Source organism: Acinetobacter sp. YH01024 (assembly GCF_013420195.1).
Lineage (GTDB): Bacteria > Pseudomonadota > Gammaproteobacteria > Pseudomonadales > Moraxellaceae > Acinetobacter > Acinetobacter amyesii.
Genome location: NZ_VOYQ01000007.1, coordinates 86,588 through 107,080, shown reverse-complemented (window position 1 = coordinate 107,080; position 20,493 = coordinate 86,588). Strand labels below are relative to the sequence as shown.

Annotated in this window: 24 protein-coding genes and 2 tRNA genes; 11 read left to right on the top strand and 15 right to left on the bottom strand. The window is 41.9% G+C overall.

The annotated features are described in order from the left end of the window. Positions 1–464: 464 nt before the first annotated feature. Positions 465–1,184, top strand: a complete 720-nt coding sequence (locus FTT88_RS05560; RefSeq protein WP_180022362.1) for a hypothetical protein — start codon at positions 465–467, stop codon at positions 1,182–1,184. 145 nt (positions 1,185–1,329) lie between these two features. Here FTT88_RS05560 and tehB read toward each other — a convergent pair whose 3' ends face one another. After that, complete coding sequence (gene tehB, locus FTT88_RS05555; protein ID WP_180173746.1) at positions 1,330–2,202, bottom strand: SAM-dependent methyltransferase TehB; 873 nt, start codon at positions 2,200–2,202, stop codon at positions 1,330–1,332. A gap of 296 nt (positions 2,203–2,498) precedes the next feature. Between tehB and FTT88_RS05550 the strand changes: the two genes are divergently transcribed. Continuing rightward, positions 2,499–3,119 carry a hypothetical protein gene (locus tag FTT88_RS05550; RefSeq protein WP_180173745.1) on the top strand — a complete coding sequence of 207 codons (621 nt, stop codon included), beginning with the start codon at positions 2,499–2,501 and terminating at the stop codon, positions 3,117–3,119. Between the two features lie 54 nt (positions 3,120–3,173). On the opposite strand, the gene FTT88_RS05545 is transcribed toward FTT88_RS05550, so the two are convergent. The 10 genes from FTT88_RS05545 to FTT88_RS05500 form a co-directional block, all read right to left on the bottom strand. Then, positions 3,174–4,385 (bottom strand): diguanylate cyclase domain-containing protein, encoded by a 1,212-nt coding sequence (locus FTT88_RS05545; RefSeq protein WP_180173744.1) that lies wholly within the window; start codon positions 4,383–4,385, stop codon positions 3,174–3,176. 375 nt (positions 4,386–4,760) lie between these two features. Then, complete coding sequence (locus tag FTT88_RS05540) at positions 4,761–5,039, bottom strand: hypothetical protein (protein WP_078190480.1); 279 nt, start codon at positions 5,037–5,039, stop codon at positions 4,761–4,763. Positions 5,040–5,118: 79 nt separating this feature from the next. After that, the gene (locus FTT88_RS05535; protein ID WP_180101567.1) at positions 5,119–5,868 is read right to left on the bottom strand and encodes a hypothetical protein; all 750 of its coding nucleotides are present in this window, start codon (positions 5,866–5,868) and stop codon (positions 5,119–5,121) included. 192 nt (positions 5,869–6,060) lie between these two features. After that, entirely contained in the window at positions 6,061–6,588 is a 528-nt protein-coding gene (locus tag FTT88_RS05530; RefSeq protein WP_373685802.1) for a hypothetical protein, read from the bottom strand. Between the two features lie 193 nt (positions 6,589–6,781). Further along, positions 6,782–7,516 (bottom strand): class I SAM-dependent methyltransferase, encoded by a 735-nt coding sequence (locus FTT88_RS05525; RefSeq protein ID WP_180173743.1) that lies wholly within the window; start codon positions 7,514–7,516, stop codon positions 6,782–6,784. Between the two features lie 105 nt (positions 7,517–7,621). Continuing rightward, positions 7,622–8,347: a hypothetical protein gene (locus tag FTT88_RS05520; protein ID WP_180010570.1), complete on the bottom strand. Its 726-nt coding sequence runs from the start codon at positions 8,345–8,347 to the stop codon at positions 7,622–7,624. A gap of 30 nt (positions 8,348–8,377) precedes the next feature. Further along, on the bottom strand, positions 8,378–8,818 hold the full coding sequence (locus FTT88_RS05515; RefSeq protein WP_257245672.1) for a hypothetical protein: 441 nt from the start codon (positions 8,816–8,818) through the stop codon (positions 8,378–8,380). A 152-nt stretch (positions 8,819–8,970) separates the two neighbouring features. Beyond that, positions 8,971–9,046 (bottom strand) — tRNA-Phe (locus FTT88_RS05510). Between the two features lie 137 nt (positions 9,047–9,183). Further along, positions 9,184–9,259: transfer RNA gene (locus tag FTT88_RS05505), tRNA-Phe, on the bottom strand. A gap of 207 nt (positions 9,260–9,466) precedes the next feature. Continuing rightward, on the bottom strand, positions 9,467–9,856 hold the full coding sequence (locus tag FTT88_RS05500; RefSeq protein WP_078190486.1) for a GNAT family N-acetyltransferase: 390 nt from the start codon (positions 9,854–9,856) through the stop codon (positions 9,467–9,469). Between the two features lie 97 nt (positions 9,857–9,953). On the opposite strand from FTT88_RS05500, the gene hisB reads away from it, so the two are divergent. From hisB to FTT88_RS05460, 8 genes are all read left to right on the top strand, one after another. Continuing rightward, positions 9,954–10,547 (top strand): imidazoleglycerol-phosphate dehydratase HisB, encoded by a 594-nt coding sequence (gene hisB / locus FTT88_RS05495; protein WP_078190487.1) that lies wholly within the window; start codon positions 9,954–9,956, stop codon positions 10,545–10,547. After that, complete coding sequence (gene hisH / locus FTT88_RS05490) at positions 10,547–11,164, top strand: imidazole glycerol phosphate synthase subunit HisH (RefSeq protein ID WP_078193147.1); 618 nt, start codon at positions 10,547–10,549, stop codon at positions 11,162–11,164. Before hisB ends, hisH begins: the two co-directional genes overlap by 1 nt. Before the next feature lie 130 nt (positions 11,165–11,294). Continuing rightward, on the top strand, positions 11,295–11,765 hold the full coding sequence (locus FTT88_RS05485) for a DUF805 domain-containing protein (protein WP_168378999.1): 471 nt from the start codon (positions 11,295–11,297) through the stop codon (positions 11,763–11,765). Between the two features lie 267 nt (positions 11,766–12,032). Then, positions 12,033–12,506, top strand: coding sequence for a DUF805 domain-containing protein (locus tag FTT88_RS05480; RefSeq protein ID WP_180002795.1), 474 nt, complete (start codon positions 12,033–12,035; stop codon positions 12,504–12,506). Positions 12,507–12,680: 174 nt separating this feature from the next. Next, positions 12,681–13,346, top strand: coding sequence for a 3'-5' exonuclease (locus FTT88_RS05475; protein ID WP_180173742.1), 666 nt, complete (start codon positions 12,681–12,683; stop codon positions 13,344–13,346). Positions 13,347–13,779: 433 nt separating this feature from the next. After that, positions 13,780–14,544: a hypothetical protein gene (locus tag FTT88_RS05470; protein WP_180173741.1), complete on the top strand. Its 765-nt coding sequence runs from the start codon at positions 13,780–13,782 to the stop codon at positions 14,542–14,544. 193 nt (positions 14,545–14,737) lie between these two features. Then, entirely contained in the window at positions 14,738–15,469 is a 732-nt protein-coding gene (gene hisA, locus FTT88_RS05465; RefSeq protein ID WP_078190493.1) for a 1-(5-phosphoribosyl)-5-[(5-phosphoribosylamino)methylideneamino]imidazole-4-carboxamide isomerase, read from the top strand. 69 nt (positions 15,470–15,538) lie between these two features. Beyond that, the gene (locus FTT88_RS05460) at positions 15,539–16,426 is read left to right on the top strand and encodes a DMT family transporter (protein ID WP_180173740.1); all 888 of its coding nucleotides are present in this window, start codon (positions 15,539–15,541) and stop codon (positions 16,424–16,426) included. A gap of 90 nt (positions 16,427–16,516) precedes the next feature. On the opposite strand, the gene FTT88_RS05455 is transcribed toward FTT88_RS05460, so the two are convergent. From FTT88_RS05455 to FTT88_RS05445, 3 genes are read right to left on the bottom strand one after another with little or no spacing between them, the layout of a single operon-like run. Beyond that, complete coding sequence (locus FTT88_RS05455) at positions 16,517–16,909, bottom strand: hypothetical protein (RefSeq protein WP_168378990.1); 393 nt, start codon at positions 16,907–16,909, stop codon at positions 16,517–16,519. A gap of 41 nt (positions 16,910–16,950) precedes the next feature. Continuing rightward, positions 16,951–17,577, bottom strand: coding sequence for a DUF1294 domain-containing protein (locus FTT88_RS05450; protein ID WP_180173739.1), 627 nt, complete (start codon positions 17,575–17,577; stop codon positions 16,951–16,953). A gap of 27 nt (positions 17,578–17,604) precedes the next feature. Further along, a complete protein-coding gene (locus tag FTT88_RS05445) occupies positions 17,605–18,555 on the bottom strand; it encodes a homoserine kinase (protein ID WP_180035461.1) in 951 nt (316 codons plus the stop codon). Positions 18,556–18,665: 110 nt separating this feature from the next. On the opposite strand from FTT88_RS05445, the gene hisF reads away from it, so the two are divergent. After that, complete coding sequence (gene hisF, locus FTT88_RS05440; protein ID WP_320109244.1) at positions 18,666–19,427, top strand: imidazole glycerol phosphate synthase subunit HisF; 762 nt, start codon at positions 18,666–18,668, stop codon at positions 19,425–19,427. A gap of 374 nt (positions 19,428–19,801) precedes the next feature. On the opposite strand, the gene FTT88_RS05435 is transcribed toward hisF, so the two are convergent. After that, positions 19,802–20,422 (bottom strand): sterol desaturase family protein, encoded by a 621-nt coding sequence (locus tag FTT88_RS05435; protein WP_180088790.1) that lies wholly within the window; start codon positions 20,420–20,422, stop codon positions 19,802–19,804. Between the last annotated feature and the right edge of the window lie 71 nt (positions 20,423–20,493).

Below are 20,493 nucleotides of genomic sequence, written 5' to 3'. Positions count from 1 at the left end.
TAATGGAGAAATCTAATCGGTATGTTATACCTGAGAGAAGAGTGAGGAGTTATCCAAGGGTTGTAAAAGGAAAACCTCAAAAATACCCAAGAAAAAGCCAGTCAATCTCTTAACTGACTGGCATTACGCTTAGTGCGGGGTTTTTTATTTGTTAACTAAACTCTCATGAATACATACTGGAAGCCCCTTCTCCCTCTGGGATGAGCAGCATGCGCCACAAGAGGATGAGGGAAATTTTTCATATAAATCCTCTCCCTGAGCGGTATTCTGCGCAAGTCTCCTTAAAAGGAGAGGGAATGTCCATTGTGAAGTAAATTTTGTTCAAAAATCTTCAGCAATAAACCGTGCTAAACAACCCTTAAAAAAACGTCTTAGCATATTTAAAATTTAAAACGTTAATTCTCGATTTTCAGCGATTTTTGAATTATGGTAAGGCCTGAACCAAAACTTAAATATGCATAACAATGATAAATAAACGACTTCACTACCTCATAAAGATGAGCTGCCTAAGCACTTTTATTTTTCTTACAGCTTGCGTTACAAATAATCAAATCGGTGAACTCTCCCGTGATCTGTTTCAAAAATACGAAACAAAATATGCATGGAGAACAATCCTTGAAGATGATGTGATCGCATTTGGCAAACCTGCTAAAGCAATACCCAATGAACCAATCGATAGCATCGTAGTCGCAGGCAATAAATACAGCTATTTGATCAATAAAGGCGGTGCTGATTTTATTCAACTGATAAGCCAACTCAATCCACAATATATTCGTCTCCATCGAGAACTTGACTTTAATTCTCCGAGCCCGAACAGCACTAAATTTAGCGGAAGCTTTAAATTTTATTATGCGCCTCCCAATGGAACACTAAGTCCTACGGAAAGGGCATTATTCAACCAATATGGTGTAGCACCATGTGATTGTTCAAAGGCAGAACAACAAGATCACCTGTTTAACTTAGAAATTGCAGGTACGGTTTACCCAAAAGTTGCGAATGCCGCAGATTTAAAGCCCTTAAGCCATCCCTATAAGATCCGTATCCAGCATTACGAAGACCAAAGTGGCTATGTCAAAAAGTCAGGGCAGGAAAAATTGGCAGAATTACCACTATTGCCTTTAACACTCACTATCGACATCATTCAATTGCCTCTAAAAGCTTTGGGCTTTATTTATCAGCCTTAAATCAGAGTAGGATCATATTCAATTGGTTGAATTTTCTAAGTACACATACAGCCTGACTAGCTCAAAATGGTTCCCATTTTTCCAGTATTAAGTAAGTGTTGAGTTGATCCCCATCCCTTCAACTCAACATCCTACAATTCTAAGCTTAAATTTTCTGCGCCAACAAAGTCGCAAAATGCTGTTTAATCCGCTGCCCTTCTGAATCCACCCGATGCAGCTCCCCGACATTTTCATTGTATTTCACAATGTTCCAGCCCTCATACAAGGCACTTAATTCCCCTGCTTTAAAGCTAAATGGAAAGTCAGGCTGCGCAGGCAGATCAGGCGTATCCATCGCACAGACAATCAGGTTATAACCATTGATATTTGTGGCTTGTTGCATCTGCTGAATCAGCGGCTTCACTGTCTTGGCTTCTAAAAACATCATCACCACGGTACAGCAAATAAAGTCGTATGTACCTGTAATGCTTGGGTCAGCGTTTAGATCACGCTGCTGTACATGAATATTTTCAATGCCTTCCGCAGCGATCACCTCTTGCAGCTTATGCAAACTGTGTGGGTTCACATCCCAAGCATCCACCTCAAAACGCTGCTCAGACAACTGACTTAAGTACAGCGAATTACGCCCCTGCCCACAGCCGACATCCAAAGCTCGACCACCTTGCAAATATGGTGTTGCTGCCAAAATTTCTGAATGTGTTGGGCTGAGTTGATACTTCTTATAAAAATAGTCCTGTGCTAAGCAATAAAAACTTAACTGACATTGCACATCGTCACTCGCAGACACAATCTTGTGCCACGCCTGCGGCTCAATAAACTGCGGTGGTAGGTCTGGACTAAATACATGCGTGGAAAGGATATTTCCAGACGCATCTAACATGGCAAAGTTCACTTCACCTTGCAGTACGGTGAGTTTTGCCCAAGTGCCTGCTTTGGTATTGTGCTGATTTTTAAAACCTTGTGGAATCGACTGCTGCGTCCACACAGGGAGCTGTTTATAACAAATAAGCTGCTGCATCTGATGTTATCCCTCATGCGACGTTATTTTATGCCATACCAATGGCGGAAATGTATATTTACCATAACGGCTTTAACAGTGATTTTAAATTAGCTTTGAATTGAAAATTTCGAATGCTGTGCAATGCTCGCTGTTTTTGTTTGTTTTTCTGCGTTACACCATGTTATCCGTTTGTAACATTGGTGGAATATTCACACAATCAAATCCCTCACTCTGTGCCGTGTAACCTAAGCGCTGTTGATAAGGCATAAAATTTACAATGCCTTATTTTAACTAAGTTTTATAGAGTGATGACTATGAACGCGATCAAAACTACTTTAGCTGTTGCTTTAGTTGCTGCTACAACTTCTGCTATGGCGACTACTGCTGTAGAACAAAAACCTGCGACTGCTGTTGAAGCTGTAAAAGCTCAAGCTGCACAAGCGAAAACTGCAACTGTAGCTGCTGCTCAAGCAACTAAAGATGCTGCTAAAACTCAAGTGGCTGTTGCAGAAAAAGCGACTCAAACTAAAACTTTAACAGTGAAAGAAACCACTAAAGCAAAAACTGCTGACATGAAAAAAGCAGTGATAGAAAAAGCAGTAACAACTAAAGAAACTGCAGTTGCAGCAAAAGATGCAACTGTAGCAAAAACTGTAGCGGCTAAAGACGCTGTTGTTGCGAACACTGTTGCAGCAAAAGACGCGACTGTAGCAAAAACTGTAGCCACTAAAGATTCTGTCGTTGCAAAAACTGTTGAAGCAAAAGATGCGGCTGTAGAAAAAGCAACTGATGCAAAAGAAGCTGTTGAAACTAAAACTGAAGAAGTAAAAGCTGAAGCGAAAAAAGACTGCGCTAAAAAATGTGCAGAGAAAAAAGCTGAAGCAGCGAAAGCTGAGAAAAAAGGTTTCTTTTCTTGGTTCAAAAAAGCAGCTTAATCATTGATTAAATGCTAAAAAAAGATGCCTTCACGGCATCTTTTTTTTGCCCATTTAGACTGCAATACTGCTTTCTGCTAACGGAATAATCTTTTGATAAACAAACTGATTTTTCCCTTGTGATTTCGCCTGATATAGGCAGGCATCGACATGTTGTAAAGTCGTGGAGTAATTGGACAAACTCAACTGTTGAAACTCGGCCAAGCCCATACTAAAGCTGACATCTAGCCTTAATTGATCTTTTCGAAACGGCACATGTTCGCAGCGTTCCAAAATTGTTTCACACAACATTTTACCCTGCTCCAAATCGGCACCTTCGAGCAAAATGACACAGCCTTTATCAACCGCACCCTCTATAAATATTTGTTCTTTAAAGGCATGGCGATTTTTCAGCCCCGTCAACTCATCGCAAAAACTCACACGTTGCAAAGCCAAATACAGGCGTTTATTTCGTGCATATAACTCACAAATAAACAGAAAAATGATCAGATAAATACCCAATGCCAAACGATAAGAACTGATCCGCGAGAGCATATGTACCTGTGCATCCGACCAATATTCCCCAGCCAATGGCATGGCACCATACCAACCACAGATCAGCGTCATTAAGCCAATCAGCCAGCAAAAGGTTTTGAGGTCGTATTTAATTGCGTAATAACACATCAATAAAGGCAAGACCATGCAGGCATAGAAGATCTGATCATTTGAGATCACATATTGCACGGCCAGTGCCACGATCAGATAACCATAATCCACCCACGGCACATTCATCCAACGCTGAACACCAAATAATAAACACACCACAGCCAAACTTGTTGCAAATTGCTCTAGAAAATAATCAACAAAGGCAAAGTATTGGTTGTCCATCTGAAAGCACGCTACAAACAAGAGACTGCCTGCAAAAGCACTCACGATACTCGGAACAGTTAGCATCAGGGTTCGTTTAAAGCGGCGCTTTTTTAAATGGCTCAGTGCCAAATGGACTTTAATAAATACCCAAATTTGAAATGCCGAAATCGCACACAGGAGAAATTTATCTTCTAAAGTTTTGGCGGGATCGACCATCAGCGAGGCCACAAAGATCGCACTAAAAGCATAGAGCACGATCAGTAAGTCGTGGCTTAAATGCTTCCGCATTAAAATCATGCCATAGGCCGCGAATGCATTTACCACCCAAACAGGGCTAATAAATAATTCATAGGTATAGCCTATCGACACCAATGAAACCGCACATATGGCAAGCCATAGCAGTATTAATTTTTTCATACGCTAAAAAAATCGTCTCTAAAAATGGCGATAAACCTTTCATTCAAAGCCAATCGGTCTAAGGTTAGAATTTTTGCAAGTTCAATACAGCTCAGCTTCTTATGAGTTATGGGCTGCTGGCTAAAAAGTTATGTTTAAATTTTCGGCGTATTTTAAGTGATTTAAGTCACACTATTGGTTGATAGTTGTATTAAATTTGCAATTTAAACAATCAAAGACTGTTTTAAAGCCAATGTTTTTGCGCCATTCGTGCTAGTTCGGAACTCAGTTCCCAAAATGATGCTCGATAACAACAAAAAAGCCATCCGCTAAAGGATGGCTTTCACTTGCATAACATGTCTCGAAGTTGTGCTGAATAATTTGAATGAAAAGGACTTATTTTAATATTTGTAATTGTTCCATCAACCAAGCCATGTATTTATCTTGATCCATAAAGTCAGGCGCCGTCCCTGTATCCAAACTATAAAATTGTTGATTAAATTCAATCACAATCTGTTCAGTCAGATGCCAATCTTCAATCATGCGAAAATACTGACTGAAGAAAAAACGGTTCTTGCCCCAATTGTTTAAACTTTCCAAACGTGGATATTGGCGGTTCGCGATAAAGTCGATATAGACCTGCTGAATATCATCAAAAATCTGAATAGCTCGCATGAGCATGGACCTCTATATGATGTAAAACCTTGCTATAAGCCACTTTATCGCGCAATTTTGAAAGAGAGATGACAGTCAGTTAAAGCTTTTGTTTCAACTCTGAACGGTTCTTTTGGCGGATCTCATCCATTTGTGCATTGAGCGCTAACATCTCTGTATAAAGCTGATTAAACTGCTTTAAAGGCGCATCTTCATAGAACATAAATAATTTATTTTTCTTTTCCCATTTATTGGCTTTCAGCACAGCAAAGAGCTCATCAGCCTTCGCCAAGCTTTGCTTTTCTAACTCAAATAAAGCATGCGACTCATCACTATCACGACTGTCTCTTAAACTCTGCGCAATTTGCTGACGAAACACCTGTTTGACCGCCAACTGTTTGGCCTGCGCTAAACCATTTTCCTCTTGCTGTGTGGTTTTTTGTTCATAAGCATCGACCACTGCATGCACCTGTTGCAGCATTTGCTCAGTCTCTTGATATTGGTTTTTTTTATCTTGCAACAAGCGATCGATGTCGAGAAATTTATCCCAATTCAGTGCTTTAAGATCACGAATATATTGATTTCGCGCTTCTGCACGCTGCAGCATTTGGCTCAAAATAAAATCCGACATGATTTTATAATCCCCCGTTAGCCGTGCATCTGTCACATTAAGTTGTATCGGTTCTTCCCAGTGCTGAGCTTGCTGAAAAATTTGCTCGGTTTTTTCGCGCAAAACCGTTTCATAGGTCGAGAGTTGCACAGCTTCTTTTTGCTGTACTGAATATTGATAAAACATCCATCCAAAGACCAATACCGTAGCACTGGCCAAGACAACAAAGATACGCGGCATAATGAGCTCCGAATGCCCTTTTATTCAGTTTAACCAAAAGTTTGAAGATTGACGATAAAATAGCCATGCTTTTTAAGGAGGCTATTTGAAATCATCAATATAGAAAGTCTTAAATTGCGCATGTCATCAAAACGAAAATTCATGGATAAAACATGAATTTTCGCCTTCAATTTGCTGTAGAGATGTATTCGATTATGGGGTCTTGATCGGATTGGTATTTAACTGATGGTCGATGTTTCCGAGATTGATTTGCTCACGACTGATTTGCACATTGGTCGCATTACGGTCGATCCCAAAGGGTTGCAACATAATATATAAACCATTGCGTGGGTCAGAAGACTGCAAACCTGCGGCAATATTTAAAACATGCTGTTGCATCAAAGGCGATAAATTCGACATATCTGGCACTGCTGTGGCGGGTAAGATATCAATATTTGACACGATTGTTGCATCGACACCTTTGTTTTGAGTATCACGCTCAAGTTGCATCACCCGTTGCTGTAAGGCTTTACGGCGATCCACCTGCTCTTGATACTCAACAATGCCCGTCTCTGCACGCATTTCACGCTCTGCCATAATGGTTAAAGCAGGCATCTGAATAGCTTGTTGTTCGGTTTCATCAGCTTTTGTAGTGGCTTTTTCCGCAGCCAATGTACTCATAGCCGTCATTGCTGCACTAACAAAAACCAAAACGGAAACAGATTTAGGGAGATTCATCATGTTCATTCCAAGAGATTTAAAAATAGAAAATTGAAAAAATTTACACTGCTATTATTGTACAACAATTAATCAATTTACCAGATTTAACCCCGACAAACGGCAGGATAGCACAGCTAGTTTAAACCTCACGTTGCTCATTCTGGACTTGAGATATCATCCTTTACCTATCTGCATTACCACTGCTTTTTCTTTTTTATACTGTTCCAATTCTTAACAGCACAGGAAATGACAAAGCAAACTCTTGCTGCGGATGTCGGCTAAAGAAATCCTGCAAAGCTGCACACGGCTGAAGTGTCGGATGCCGCTGTTGATAGTGTTTAAGCCCAGACCATGTTTGCAAATAGTCCAAAATTTGCTGTGAACTCCACCTGTAATTTAAAAACAGCTGAGGTGTCGCTAACTCCTGAAATGGAAACGGAATACTGCGATATTCTTCGTCGATGTAACAACGTTCAGCATCCCAATAGCCTTTTAACGTGACAAAATACAGATCCTGTAAAAGCTGGTTCAATTCCGCGTGTTCAAATTGAATCAGACCATAACCCACAATGGCGATATGACCTTGGGGTTTCAATACGCGTCGTACTTCTGCATAAAATGCAGCAAAATCGAACCAATGAATCGCTTGCGCGACTGTGATTAAATCCGCTGAATGGTCGGCAAGCGGACAATGTTCGGCGCTAGCTTGCTCATAACGCACATTATCTAAATTGGGTGCTTGTGCCAATTGCTCAGCACTCAGATCTGCCGCTAAAACCTGTTGAAAATAGGGTGCCAAACCTTTGGTAAATTGACCTGAACCTGCACCGCAGTCCCATGCCAGTTCACGCACGGCAACATGCTGCAAGATGCTATCAACGACTTCAGCAGAGTAACTTGGACGTGCTTGTTGATACAGCGCACTCCCTGTAGAGAAAAGATCTTTCATTGCGGGGATTCATTGGTTGTTTTTTTATCACTTTAATCGAATTTTTAGGGTCGGAAACTAGCACTTAAGTCATAGCTTCAGCGATAAAATTTGAGCTTCAAATATTTACTCAATCACATGCTGTATATAAAAACTGGTCTGCGCAATCGGGCTTAATTGATCATTCATTTGATAATATTTCACATCATAATGACCAGTTTTCCATCCAGTCATAGGATAGAAACTCACCCAGTTTTGTTGCTGTTGCTCACTGACTTTGCGTGGCGTAAAGAGCAGCACTTCACCGCTATCACGATGCGTCCAACGCACCATGACTTGCGTATTGTTTGGAACTTTACCCAAGGTATCAAAATGTGCATATAGCGGCTGTGTGACATAGATTTCACGAGGTAAAACCTGATCTACATCTAACTGTGATTGTTCTGTCACATAGGCCTGCCCTGCCAATCGCTGCTGCGGATCATTTTTAGCTTGCAGAAACTCGTCTAACATCTGCTGCGCAAACTGTTGCTTATTTTGAATCCCTGCAAAACTGTAATTGGGAAATGCCTGCTGTAAATATCGCCCCAATTGTTGATCTGAAGTCTGCTGAATAATGCTCTTTAGCTGACGATGTTGGCTTTTGAGTTGTTGCTGTATATCTTTAGAATGAGGTTGATCCGAGGCATCTTGATCTAAAGCCAAGAGTGCCACAGGATTACTCGTCGCCAAAGTTACAAGCGAGTGCTCAGGTGGCGGCGACGTCAAGCTTGGTTGGTCATTCCACGATGCCGCAATATAGCCCAGTGCAAAACAGAGCAGTCCAATCGCCGCATATTGAAGTCGCTTCAACTGTCACTCCACGAATCTATGTTCATTTGATTAAAGCCTACAGCGGAGCACTTCTGTGCCGACAATATATTCACCAGAGCTCATCGTCGTACCCGTGTTAATCACCTGATTTAAGCTAAAGTTAGATCCAACTTTTAATTTAAGCAGACCATTATCACATGCTGCAGTTATTCTGCTGCCCGATTTCATATTGGATACACAGCCCGTTTTGGTCACGGCAAAAATTGTTTGCCCTGCGGAAATACTGGTGCTGCATGATGCTGTGATTATTTTATCGAGCGATGATTCACAAGAAGAACAATTGCCATTATCACAAAGCGCTGCTGCATTTTCACTTTTACATTCATAGGTCACACCATTTTGAATAATGGTTTTAGAATAGGAAGAATCGACATTACTGCCGCCCCCGCCACCACATGCGCTCAGCAAGACACTCATACCGATCAAAACAGGAAATAATATTTTCTTCACAACCTTAACCCTTATTTTTTAATAATTTTCTTATAGCCATTGGGCTCATCATCTGGCATGGATTGTAGCAGTTAAACTGTGCGAAATATCAACACCTGAAAAACAGCAGACGAAAAAAAACCTCAAACAATGGTTTGAGGTTTTTTCGAATATGGTGGCGAGACCCAGGATCGAACTGGGGACACACGGATTTTCAATCCGTTGCTCTACCTACTGAGCTATCACGCCGATGCGGTGTATTAAGCCGCATCTCAGTTAATTAGTCAATCATATTTATAAAAATATTTTTCGTATGCATATTTTTTAGGCAAAAAAAATCCCTGATGGGATCAGGGATTGATAAACTGAAAAATCAGTTTTGAATATGGTGGCGAGACCCAGGATCGAACTGGGGACACACGGATTTTCAATCCGTTGCTCTACCTACTGAGCTATCACGCCGATGGGGCGTATTAAACAATTTCAGTCTCATGGCGTCAAGCATCCGTTGCGCTTTTTTGTGCAAATGTTTATTTTTAAATCAATATTTCACACTATTTGCTTATTTTTTGAGTGATTTCAAATTTCCACAGCTGAAATTACAGTGACGAAACTGTATTTATCCAACAAAAAAGCAGCTCAATGGCTGCTTTATTATTGGAGGGCAGGTTATTCAGCCGCAGTAATTTTTCCAATGTGTGCCAAACAGCGGTGGATCGCGCCACAACCTGGTTCAAAAGTTTTCACCCCTTTTTCTTCTTCCATACGGGTGGCCTCACTGACCAAGCGCTCTGCAACACCACGCCCACGATTTGCAGGGTGTACCACAATATATTCAAGGGTTTTGCTTTCACCTTGGCCTGTACACCAAATCGCACCAATCAATTTTGTATTAAATTCTGCAGTATAAACTAAGGTATACTGAGCTAAGTTCTGCTCAAGTTGTTCAATCGCATCGGAACCGTCGCTAAACTCAGGGCTGGTGTCATACAGTCGCTCAAGCTGGCTGCGCACTTCATCATTTTCTAAAGAAGTATAGGCATGTACGGTAATAGGCATTGATAAACCCTCCTGAGCAATCTAATATGCGGTGACTTTTCGTCACAGCGAAAATATTTTTACATCAATCATTTTGACGTATTTGAGGAACGTGTCTATGACAGATCGTATCAGTGAAGTGGTAAGAAACACCAACGAAACCAAAATTCGAGTTCGTGTGAATCTTGATGGTACTGGTCAAGGCACTTTAAACACTGGTGTTCCATTTTTAGATCATATGATTGATCAAATCAAGCGACATGGTCTGTTTGATATTGATATTCATTGTGATGGCGATCTTGAAATTGACGATCATCATACCGTAGAAGACTGTGGGATTACACTGGGCCAAGCCTTTGCTCAAGCACTGGGCAATAAAAAAGGCTTACGTCGCTACGGTCACTTCTATGCGCCACTTGATGAATCACTGAGTCGTGTTGTGGTTGATTTATCTGGCCGTCCGGGTCTTTGGATGGATATTCCATTCACTCGCGCACGCATCGGGACTTTTGATGTGGATCTTTTCTCTGAATTTTTCCAAGGTTTTGTGAACCATGCGTTAATGACGCTGCACATCGACAACCTAAAAGGCAAAAACAGCCACCACCAAATTGAAAGCGTATTTAAAGCCTTTGCCCGTGCATTACGTATGGCGTGTGAAGTTGACCCGCGTGCCGAAAATACTGTTGCGTCTACCAAAGGAACATTGTAATGACCCGTATTGCCCTTCTTGACTATGGCATGGGAAATCTTCACTCAGCAGCAAAAGCCCTCGAACACGTGGGTGCAACTGTTGATGTCACCAATGATCCTAAGCTGATTGCACAAGCAGATAAAATTGTGTTCCCCGGTGTGGGAGCAATGCGTGACTGTATGCAAGGCATGCATGATGCAGGCATTGATGAAGTGGTCCGTAAAGCGGCATTTAATAAACCTGTGCTTGCGATCTGTGTCGGTATGCAAGCCCTAATGCAGCATTCCGAAGAAAATGGCGGTGCAGATGCATTGGGTATTTTTGAAGGTTCGGTTAAACGCTTTCCTGACGTAGAGGGATTAAAAGTGCCGCACATGGGCTGGAACCAAGTGCATCAGGCAGACCCTAGCCATCCGATGTGGAAAAACATTGAGCAAGATGCACGTTTCTATTTCGTACATAGCTTCTATGTAGAGCCGCAAGATTCAAGCATTGTCGCTGCTACCTGTGACTATGGTTTGGAATTTTGTACCGCAATTCACAAGGAAAACTTGTTTGCGACACAATTTCACCCAGAAAAAAGTCATACAGCCGGTCTGCAATTGCTGAAAAACTTTGTGGAATGGGATATTTAAAATTCCTTCACCGCAAAAAAGCCCGCTCCTTGTGGGCTTTTTTGTACAGTTTATTTTTCATCCTTTTATTTTCTACATATTCATTTTAGAATTTGCCTACTTATAAAAATACCAACGCCTAGGAATAATAATGAATACCTTCACATCTGACTCACCGACCCAAGCCAGTGGTCGCTTTAGCCGTCGCGCATATCTTGCATGGAATCTACTTCTCGGCATTATTTTTACGCTAATTGCTGTTGTGGTCGGCCTGCTCATACCCGGTGCGCAAAATGCGCTGACTGAGGGTGCTATGTCAACGCCACTCATGATTATTTTCTTTATCATGTATGCCATCGTCATTTATTACAGCGTCATTTTCTTAATCCGTCGTTTACATGACCGAGACCATTCAGGATGGCTTGCACTGCTGATCTTAGTTCCTGTAGTGAATATATTGTTTGCGCTCTATGTGTTATTTGCACCGGGTAATAGCGGTAGTAATAGCTTTGGACAACCACGCCCGACCAAAGGCTGGGAAACAGTGCTGGCTGTTTTGTATATCGTGGTGTTTATAGTCGGGATACTTGCTGCGATCATGATTCCGTCTTACCAAAACTAAGTGATCCGCTCTCAACAAGCCACGATTCAACAACAATAATGATAAATCATTAGATGCCGCCTAGATCGCTCTAAACAGCAATACACCTATTCAAACAAGCTCACACAAGTGGGCTTTTTTTGTACTTTACCTTTATAATCAACGCGCTTTTTATGTTCAGGATCAAATCCTGTACTTTTTCACATTTTTATGTCGTTTTTAGCTCAATTTTTGCGGTTAAAAATGAATGATAACAATACTTTTTACGATAATTTAAGATCATTTAATATGAATAATTCACCCAATATAAACTCTGGTTGGAACCGTGACGGTCGTTTTAATCGCATGTCTTTTATCGGTTGGAATGTCTTTTATGGCCTCATGCTGAGCATATTGATGCTACTGATCGTCAGCATGATGCCCAATACCCTCAATGCCCTAATAGCTCACGCTGAAAATCCAATGACGCAAGTGATTGGATTTATCCTAAATGTTTTAATGCTGATCCCTTTGATGATTTTTTCAGTGCGTCGTTTGCATGACTTTAATCTCTCAGGCTGGTTTGCACTCTTAGAGCTGATTCCGTTGCTCAATATCGTCATGTGCATTGCGCTGATGCTCATCCCGGGGTCTGCAAATGCCAATCAATATGGTGAGCCACGTGAATCCAAAACATGGGAGGTGGTTCTCGCCTTTCTCTTTATCGGTTTATTCTTACTGATCTTGGTAAATGTATTATTTACTGCGCGTTTTCTGTTTTAAGTTACTGTCTTTAAATCTCTTGGTCACTGTGTTTAAGTGCCCTCGTCACTGTCATAGCAACGCGCTATGACAGGCAGGTGAGTCAATGGCTCATGCTCAACGCCACATCTCGGTATTTGCATTTCCCTACTAAACGCTCTAGGCTGCAACAACAAGCCTTTGAATTAAATCACAATGACTGATGCTCTACCGACACCTATTTTGCCAACAAAAGAACAGATTAAAAATTTTCCATTGTTCCAAAATTTAGTGCCAGAGCAGATCCATGTCATTCACAATGCAGAACAATGCCAACACTGGGCCGATGAATTGCAGACGACTGCCTTATTCGGTTTCGACTCTGAATCTAAGCCGACTTTTCGTAAAGGTGAGGTCTCTACCGGTCCACATTTAATCCAACTCGCTACGGCGCAACAGGCGTGGTTGTTTCAAATGAACGAATGCACTTGGGATTTTTTAAAGCCGATCTTGAGTAATCGTGATCAAATTAAAGTGGGTTTTGGCTTAAAAAATGATGCGCATTTATTTCGTAAAAAAGGCATCGAACTGAATAGTGTATTGGAACTCTCCAAGTGCTTTGCTTCTTTTGGCTTAAGCCAACCTTTAGGTTTAAAAAATGCCATGGCACTGCTTTTTCGTGTGAATTTTCCAAAATCTAAATCGGTCAGCACCTCGAATTGGGCCAAAAAGCGCTTAAGTCCGGAGCAAATTCGTTATGCCGCTGCCGATGCCTATGCCCCTGTTTTGGTCTTTGAAGAATTATTACAACGTGGCTTATTACCCAAAACCATTCCCAATACTTCTCTCAAACTAAGAATTCGTCCGCACATGAATTTATAAATCCTTAATTATTTTAATGATTTAATTTATATTCAGCGATGTAACCGCTCTGTAACTGGATATTGCCCCAATCTATGGCATGACCAAGTGCAAAGATCGGCTGAAGAGTGCCAATGAATTTGCAGTTTATTTGCACTAGAGATTTAAACAGTACCTTATTGCCTTAAAAATAGTCACAGCACAGCCTAAAAACAATAAAATTGCACCTTTTAAGTACATTTATATCTTTGATTTAACTCATTTTAATTACATTAATATACATTTGTATTTTTATTCAACTAAGGTTTTGATCTCTCTTGGTTTTCTAGCAGAATTACATGATTTATCTCATTCTTTCTATACTTTCATAATTTGTTTTCATCAATCTCCTTTTGCTAAAACAAGTCTGCAAAATACATAACACATCATAATTTAAAAACTTGGAGAACCTGACATGTTGAACTTATTTACAGGAAAAATCAGCGGTGTACTCAGCCTGACTTTACAAGGGATCAGTAAAGCGGTTGGACTGGTTTTAAATACTGTTTTGGATACTGTAGACAGCGTTTTAGAGACCGTGAGTAGCTTAACAGCCCCCTTAACGGATGCACTGACTGAGCTTCCACTCATTGGGGGGACCATCGAAAAAGTACTCGCAGTTGAAAATCAGTTAGTCGGCACCTTAGGTGATGGCTTACATGCGGTAGCCGATCAACTAGCGACAGGTGATCTTCTCGGCGGTGTACAGACCGCTCTCAATGGCGTAACTGGTGTGGTCGGTCAAACTGTGACTGAAGTTGCAGGTTTGGTTGATCATCTCAGTGGTGTGGCTGCACCAATCACAGATGTACTTTCTGACCTGCCATTGCTGGGCGGTCTATTGGATGCAGTGGGTGAAACCACAGGTAATTTAACAGGCTTGTTGGCTGAAACGGGCGACTATGTAGCCAGTATTGATCCTACCGAATTATTAACATCCGTCCTGAACGATCCTTTAGCAAGTGTGGGTAGTGTCGTGCAAGATGTTTCAGGCACTTTAGATGCCTTACTGGATGACATTGCACCGATTACATCGATTGCCACTGAACTTCCTGTAGTCGGTGATCTCGTTCAAGTGGTCGGTGAAAGTACCACAGCCCTCAATCAAGGCTTATACGATGTCGGTAGCTTACTTCAATCCGTAAACATCGATTTATTACAAACAACCGCTTATGTTTAATGACTAAAAACACTAATACACAGCGCATTTTTATAGACCAAGAATAAAATCCAATCCTCTATTTACACTGGCCTGACACATGTCAGGCTTTTTTAATTCATCAATTCTGATATTAGCATTTAGTGAATAGCCGTTTATTTGATAAGATTAGGCACAAATTCATTCTTAATTTGATTGAGCAAGGAGCGAAAGCATGCTGATCATCCCTGCAATTGACCTGAAAGATGGCAAATGTGTCCGTTTAAAACAAGGTCGTATGGAAGACGATACCGTATTTTCTGACGATCCAGTGGCAACTGCACAGCATTGGGTAAATGAAGGCGCGCGTCGCTTACATTTGGTAGATTTAAACGGTGCTTTCGCTGGTACACCGATTCATAAGCCTGTGGTTGAAGCGATTGCTAAAGCACAGCCTGAATTGCCAATTCAAATTGGTGGTGGTATCCGCTCTCTTGAAACCATTGAACACTACCTTGATGCAGGCGTCTCGTTTGTCATCATTGGTACAAAAGCGGTAAAAGAGCCTGAATTTGTTGAAGAAGCGTGCAAAAAATTTGCAGGCCATATCATTGTTGGTATCGATGCCATGAACGGCATGGTGGCAACAGATGGTTGGGCAAATGTCACAGACGTGAAAGCTACTGATTTGGCAAAACGCTTTGCAGATGCTGGCGTATCAAGCATTGTCTACACCGACATCGCACGTGATGGCATGATGCAAGGTGTGAACGTTGAACAAACCGTTAACCTTGCAACGTATTCAGGCTTACCTGTTATTGCATCGGGTGGCGTGACCAACCTTGACGACGTGCGTAACTTAAAAGGCCAACCGGGTATTTTAGGTGCGATTACCGGTCGTGCAATTTATGAAGGCACATTGAACCTTCGTGAAGCTCAATTACTGCTTGATCAACAAAGCTTATAATTTGCCCGAGCAGAAAAGAGGTCTTCGGGCCTCTTTTTTTATTTCTCCTCTTCAAACAATCAAATACACATGTCAACCGTCCAATCTGCTTGGAAAGCCAAGTTTCCGCAGCTCGCACTCATCCTGATTACCATGATTTGGGGCGCCAGTTTTATCACCGTGCAATACGGTTTAAATTTTAGCAGTCCAGTGCTGTTTGTCGGTCTACGTTTTGCCGCAGCTACACTGGCTGTGAGTCTGTTATCGCTCAAATATCTTAGACATTTTTCTCAATACGATGTCATTGCGGGCGCAAGTATTGGCGCGGTAATTGCGATCGGCTATGCGACGCAAACAGTCGGCTTGCAAAGCATCAGCAGCAGTGAATCGGCTTTTTTAACTGCGCTGTATGTACTGCTGGTGCCGATTTTTATGTGGCTCTGTTTTCGGCATAAACCGCATGTAATGACATGGCTGGGTGTGTGTTTGGCTTTTGTTGGTTTGGTCTTTTTAACTGGTAATGGTTTTGGCGCTATTCAGCTCAATTTTGGACAAATCATTACGCTGCTCGGTTCGATTGCCATTGCCTTTGAAATTATCTTGATCAGCTATTTTGCGCCCCGCGTCAATCTGCGCAGAGTGACGGTTCTACAACTGGCATTTGCCTCACTGTTCTGTTTTTGCTTTGCTCCACTGGTAGGTGAAACCACATTGCCCAAATTTGAATGGCCATTAATCGCTGTACTCTGCGGATTGGGGCTGGCCAGCGCCGTGATTCAACTGGTGATGAACTGGGCGCAGCGTATGGTTGATCCTGCACAGGCGGCAATCATCTATGCAGGTGAACCGGTTTGGGCCGCAATCATTGGGCGGCTTGCGGGTGAACGCTTAACACCGCTCGCTCTCATTGGCGGACTGTGTGTAGTGCTTGGTGTGATTGTGAGTGAATGGCGGCCGAAATGGTTAAAGAAACGCTAATTTCTGCATCCTCTATTAGATCAAAAAAGCGACTCATACGGTCGCTTTTTTGATGCCAAGATTTTTATTCCAAAAAGTTCTGAACTCGCATTACTCATACATAGGTCGGTTGTCATTGACACGGATTAAACCTTTAATCGCGCGGTACACAATCCATAACCAAGACAGTCCGATTACCGTGACGCAGAAGGTACTCGCTCCCAGTGCTACACCTGCAAAAGCATTGGCATTATTGCCGGTAAAGAACAGAAAAATAAAAGGCACGAAAGCAATGATGTTCCAAATGAGATACCACCAAAACGTGCGAATCTGCCAAGTGAAATGGCTTTCAAAAATCGTGCCGCGCACATCACTGCGTTTGACGTAATTGATAATTAACGCGAGGACCGCAAGCAAGCCGGCAGAAAAAATTGCCACAATATAAAGAATATACAAAATAATCGTGAGCAGGCGGTTTGGATCTTTATCAATGGAATAATTCATTTCGCTCTCCGTCATGATGATTTTGTGGATCGTTCCACCTACTAAATATGCAGGATATTAAATGGTGAAATTAGCCATAAAATCAGTAATATGTTAAAGGCTATGGTATAGAAATATATTTTCCGAAACGGTTGTTTTTGTGTTTTATGCCGCAAACGTTGCTGAGCCAGCCATGCCGCAGGCCACCCACCTAAAAAAGACAAAAGATGCAGTGTATTTTCTGGCACACGTCGGTTCCCCATTTGCGCAGCTTCTTTATCTTGAGCATAGAACCAATAGGTCAGGACATTGATAATACTTATAAAAAGCAGCACCATGCCACTGAGTAAACCCGCCACAGATAAGCCCGCCAAGGCTAGGATATACACAATGCACAAGATTTGCATCGGCTCTGCCTGACGTGGCATCTGCACCACATTTTTTTTATTGGGGCGTTGTGTAGCTTTGGTTTGTGAGGCTTTTAAATAATGCACTTGCTGCGCACGAAAGCGTCCGCGTTCGTCTAAGATCACAGCATAATCCAACGCGCAGCCCACGATTGGTCGTGGGCCGGGACGGGAAAAGTCTTTGATGTGCAAAAATACGCGATCTTTGGTGCTATCGTTCGGTTGAATGAAGCCGTAGCCCTTGTCATCAAACCATTCTACTAAGCGTCCTTGATCACGCATGCTTTTCCCTCTCGTTGTTTTTAAAATTTATGCAGTGACGAATTTTAATCGTTCAATCAGCATATTACGCATTTCAGCAGGGTTTTTCTGCAAAATATCATCACCTGTACGACCTTCTGCCGCATTTTTCTGTGCCACCTGTAAACGCATCATCCAGAAGCGACCCGCCGCCATTGCCAAATATAACTCTAGACATGATTTTTCATCTGCGGTTAATGGGCGCACGCTTTCATAGGCATTTAAAAAGGCAATGGCTTTGTCTTCATTCAAATGCACATCCGGATATTCAGTACAGAAGTCATTTAAAGTAATAGCAATATCAAACAAGAGTTCGTCTTTATTTAACTCATAAAAGTCTAAAATGCCGTTAAGTTGATCGCCTTCAAATAGAGTATTGTCACGGAACAGATCAGAATGAATAAAACCGCTAGGACGGTCTGGATACATCGCCGTTAAGATGTCATATAAGCCCAACAGATTGTTAAGTAACGTGGTATCTGCTTCATTTAATGTTGGACGAATATCACGTGAAACTTGTAACCAATAAGCATGATCACGATATTCTGCACGTTCCAAAGGGAAATCTTGTAAAGCCACATGCATTTTCGCTTGGGCTACAGCAATCGCTTCTGCTTGCGCTAAGCTCGCAGGCATGGGATGGTGACCTTGCATGCGTGGCGCAATTTGTGCAGGTTTATCCTTTAAACTATGAATCGCTTTACCTGAATGATTCAGCGGTACAGGCACAGCTAGACCAGCCTGCCCCAAATGTTCAAGTACAGGGACCAGCTCCCCTGCACCTTGCTCGTCCATCTCTTCAAAAACGGTTAATACATACTGCGTGCCATTTTCGCAAACAATAAAATAGTTGGTATTTTGAATACCGCCTTGAATCGGAATCAGGTCAATCACCTCCAGTCCATAAGGTGCTGCAAAATCCTGAACTTCCTTTAAAGTCAAAGTGGTATAAACCGACATAGAAAACCTGCGAAAAAACTTACATATTTTTGATAGAATAACCGCTCCGACTACTAAGGTGTAGCATCTAAGTCGCGAAGTTTCATAATCGGCTGTTATTTTTGGAAAAAATTATGCTTGCTAAACGTATTATTCCTTGCCTCGACGTGGACAACGGTCGTGTAGTGAAAGGTGTTCAATTTCTTGATATTCGTGATGCAGGCGATCCAGTTGAAGTTGCACGCCGTTATAACGAACAAGGTGCGGACGAAATTACCTTCTTAGACATTACCGCAACCTCAAATGGTCGTGATACCACTTACCGTACGGTAGAGCGTATGGCTGAGTCTGTATTTGTGCCATTAACAGTCGGTGGTGGCGTGCGTAAAGTAGAAGATATCCGCCTGTTATTAAATGCGGGTGCGGACAAAGTTTCGATTAACTCTGCGGCTATTTATAACCCTGAATTTGTACAAGAAGCCTCTCAGCGTTTTGGCGCACAGTGTATTGTGGTTGCTATTGATGCGAAAAAAACCGGCGATAATAAATGGGAAATTTTCACCCACGGTGGTCGTAAAGAAACCGGTATCGATGCCATCGAATGGGCGGTAAAAATGGCGGACTTCGGTGCAGGTGAATTACTCATCACATCGATGGATGCTGATGGAACCAAAGCTGGTTATGACATTGAACTGATGCGTAATATTAATGACCGTGTGACCATTCCAACCATTGCTTCTGGTGGTGTCGGTAATCTACAACATTTGGCCGATGGCATTTTAAAAGGTGGCGCAGATGCGGTGCTTGCAGCCTCTATTTTCCACTTTGGTCAACACACCATTCCTGAAGCGAAAAAATATCTTGCAGAACAAGGCATTGAAATGCGTCTTTAATTGATTCGTTTTCAATGAGGATTGAAAAAGAGCGATGATTCGCTCTTTTTTTGCTTTGGTGTTTTTGATGCAACGCCATGGAGTTGTAGCAGCGAATCGTCGATTTAATTCATCCACTATAGACATAAAAAAAGGAGCCTTGTCGGCTCCTATAAACCAAGAAAAACTACAGCACTTGGTCTGATACTTAAAACAAATGAAAAAATATACATAGCAACTTCATCAATCAACTCGTCGTGTACAAGCCTTTTGATGATTTAAATATAGGGCATTTGCACTGCATTTGATTGACAGTAGATTCATAATTTGTTGACAAATTGCGACAACTCAATTGGGTAGAAAAGCTTGTTGTCACAACGTACAACGCTTTCACATTAGACCGTTTCAAGAAGTGCAACTGGCTTTTCACGCTCAGCGACCCACTTTGCAGGAAATACCCGATTGACCCAGTGTGACAATGGTTTCGCAATCGCTGTCGGCAGCAGCACACCCAATGGGTTCTGTTCCTGTAATTTCGCCGAGGAAATCACCCGAGTCCCTAAAATATAATCAAACCACGGTTTGGTCACACACCAATTGGCATCCTGATTTGAGTTCATATGGTGGTCATAGTGCCATGGAATCTTTTTCATCGCCCACTCTGGCTCAAGATGTGCGCGACGATGGATATAATAATAATTGCAAGCACTATACAGCACTGCCAAGCTCATTCCTTTCGACACAGGGTAAAATAACGGCGTAAATACACCTGCAACTACAGCCAAGGATATGATTTCATTTTTCGTGCGCCAGTTCTGTACGCCTTCAACATAGCCATGATCATGAAAATCTGTTTTACGAACTTCACGATGATGCTCCCAATGTGATTTCATGCTATCTGGTACAGGACTATATCGAGGTTTTCCTATCCGATGCGTACCATGCAAAACATATTTATGTGCGACCCATTCAAAGGCGTTGGCAACGACCAACCCTGCAATAAAACCTTTTAACATGACTAATATCTCCTTTTCTTAGCTCCACTATAGGTAATGAAAAGGGCTAGATATTGACCGTTTTTTTTAAT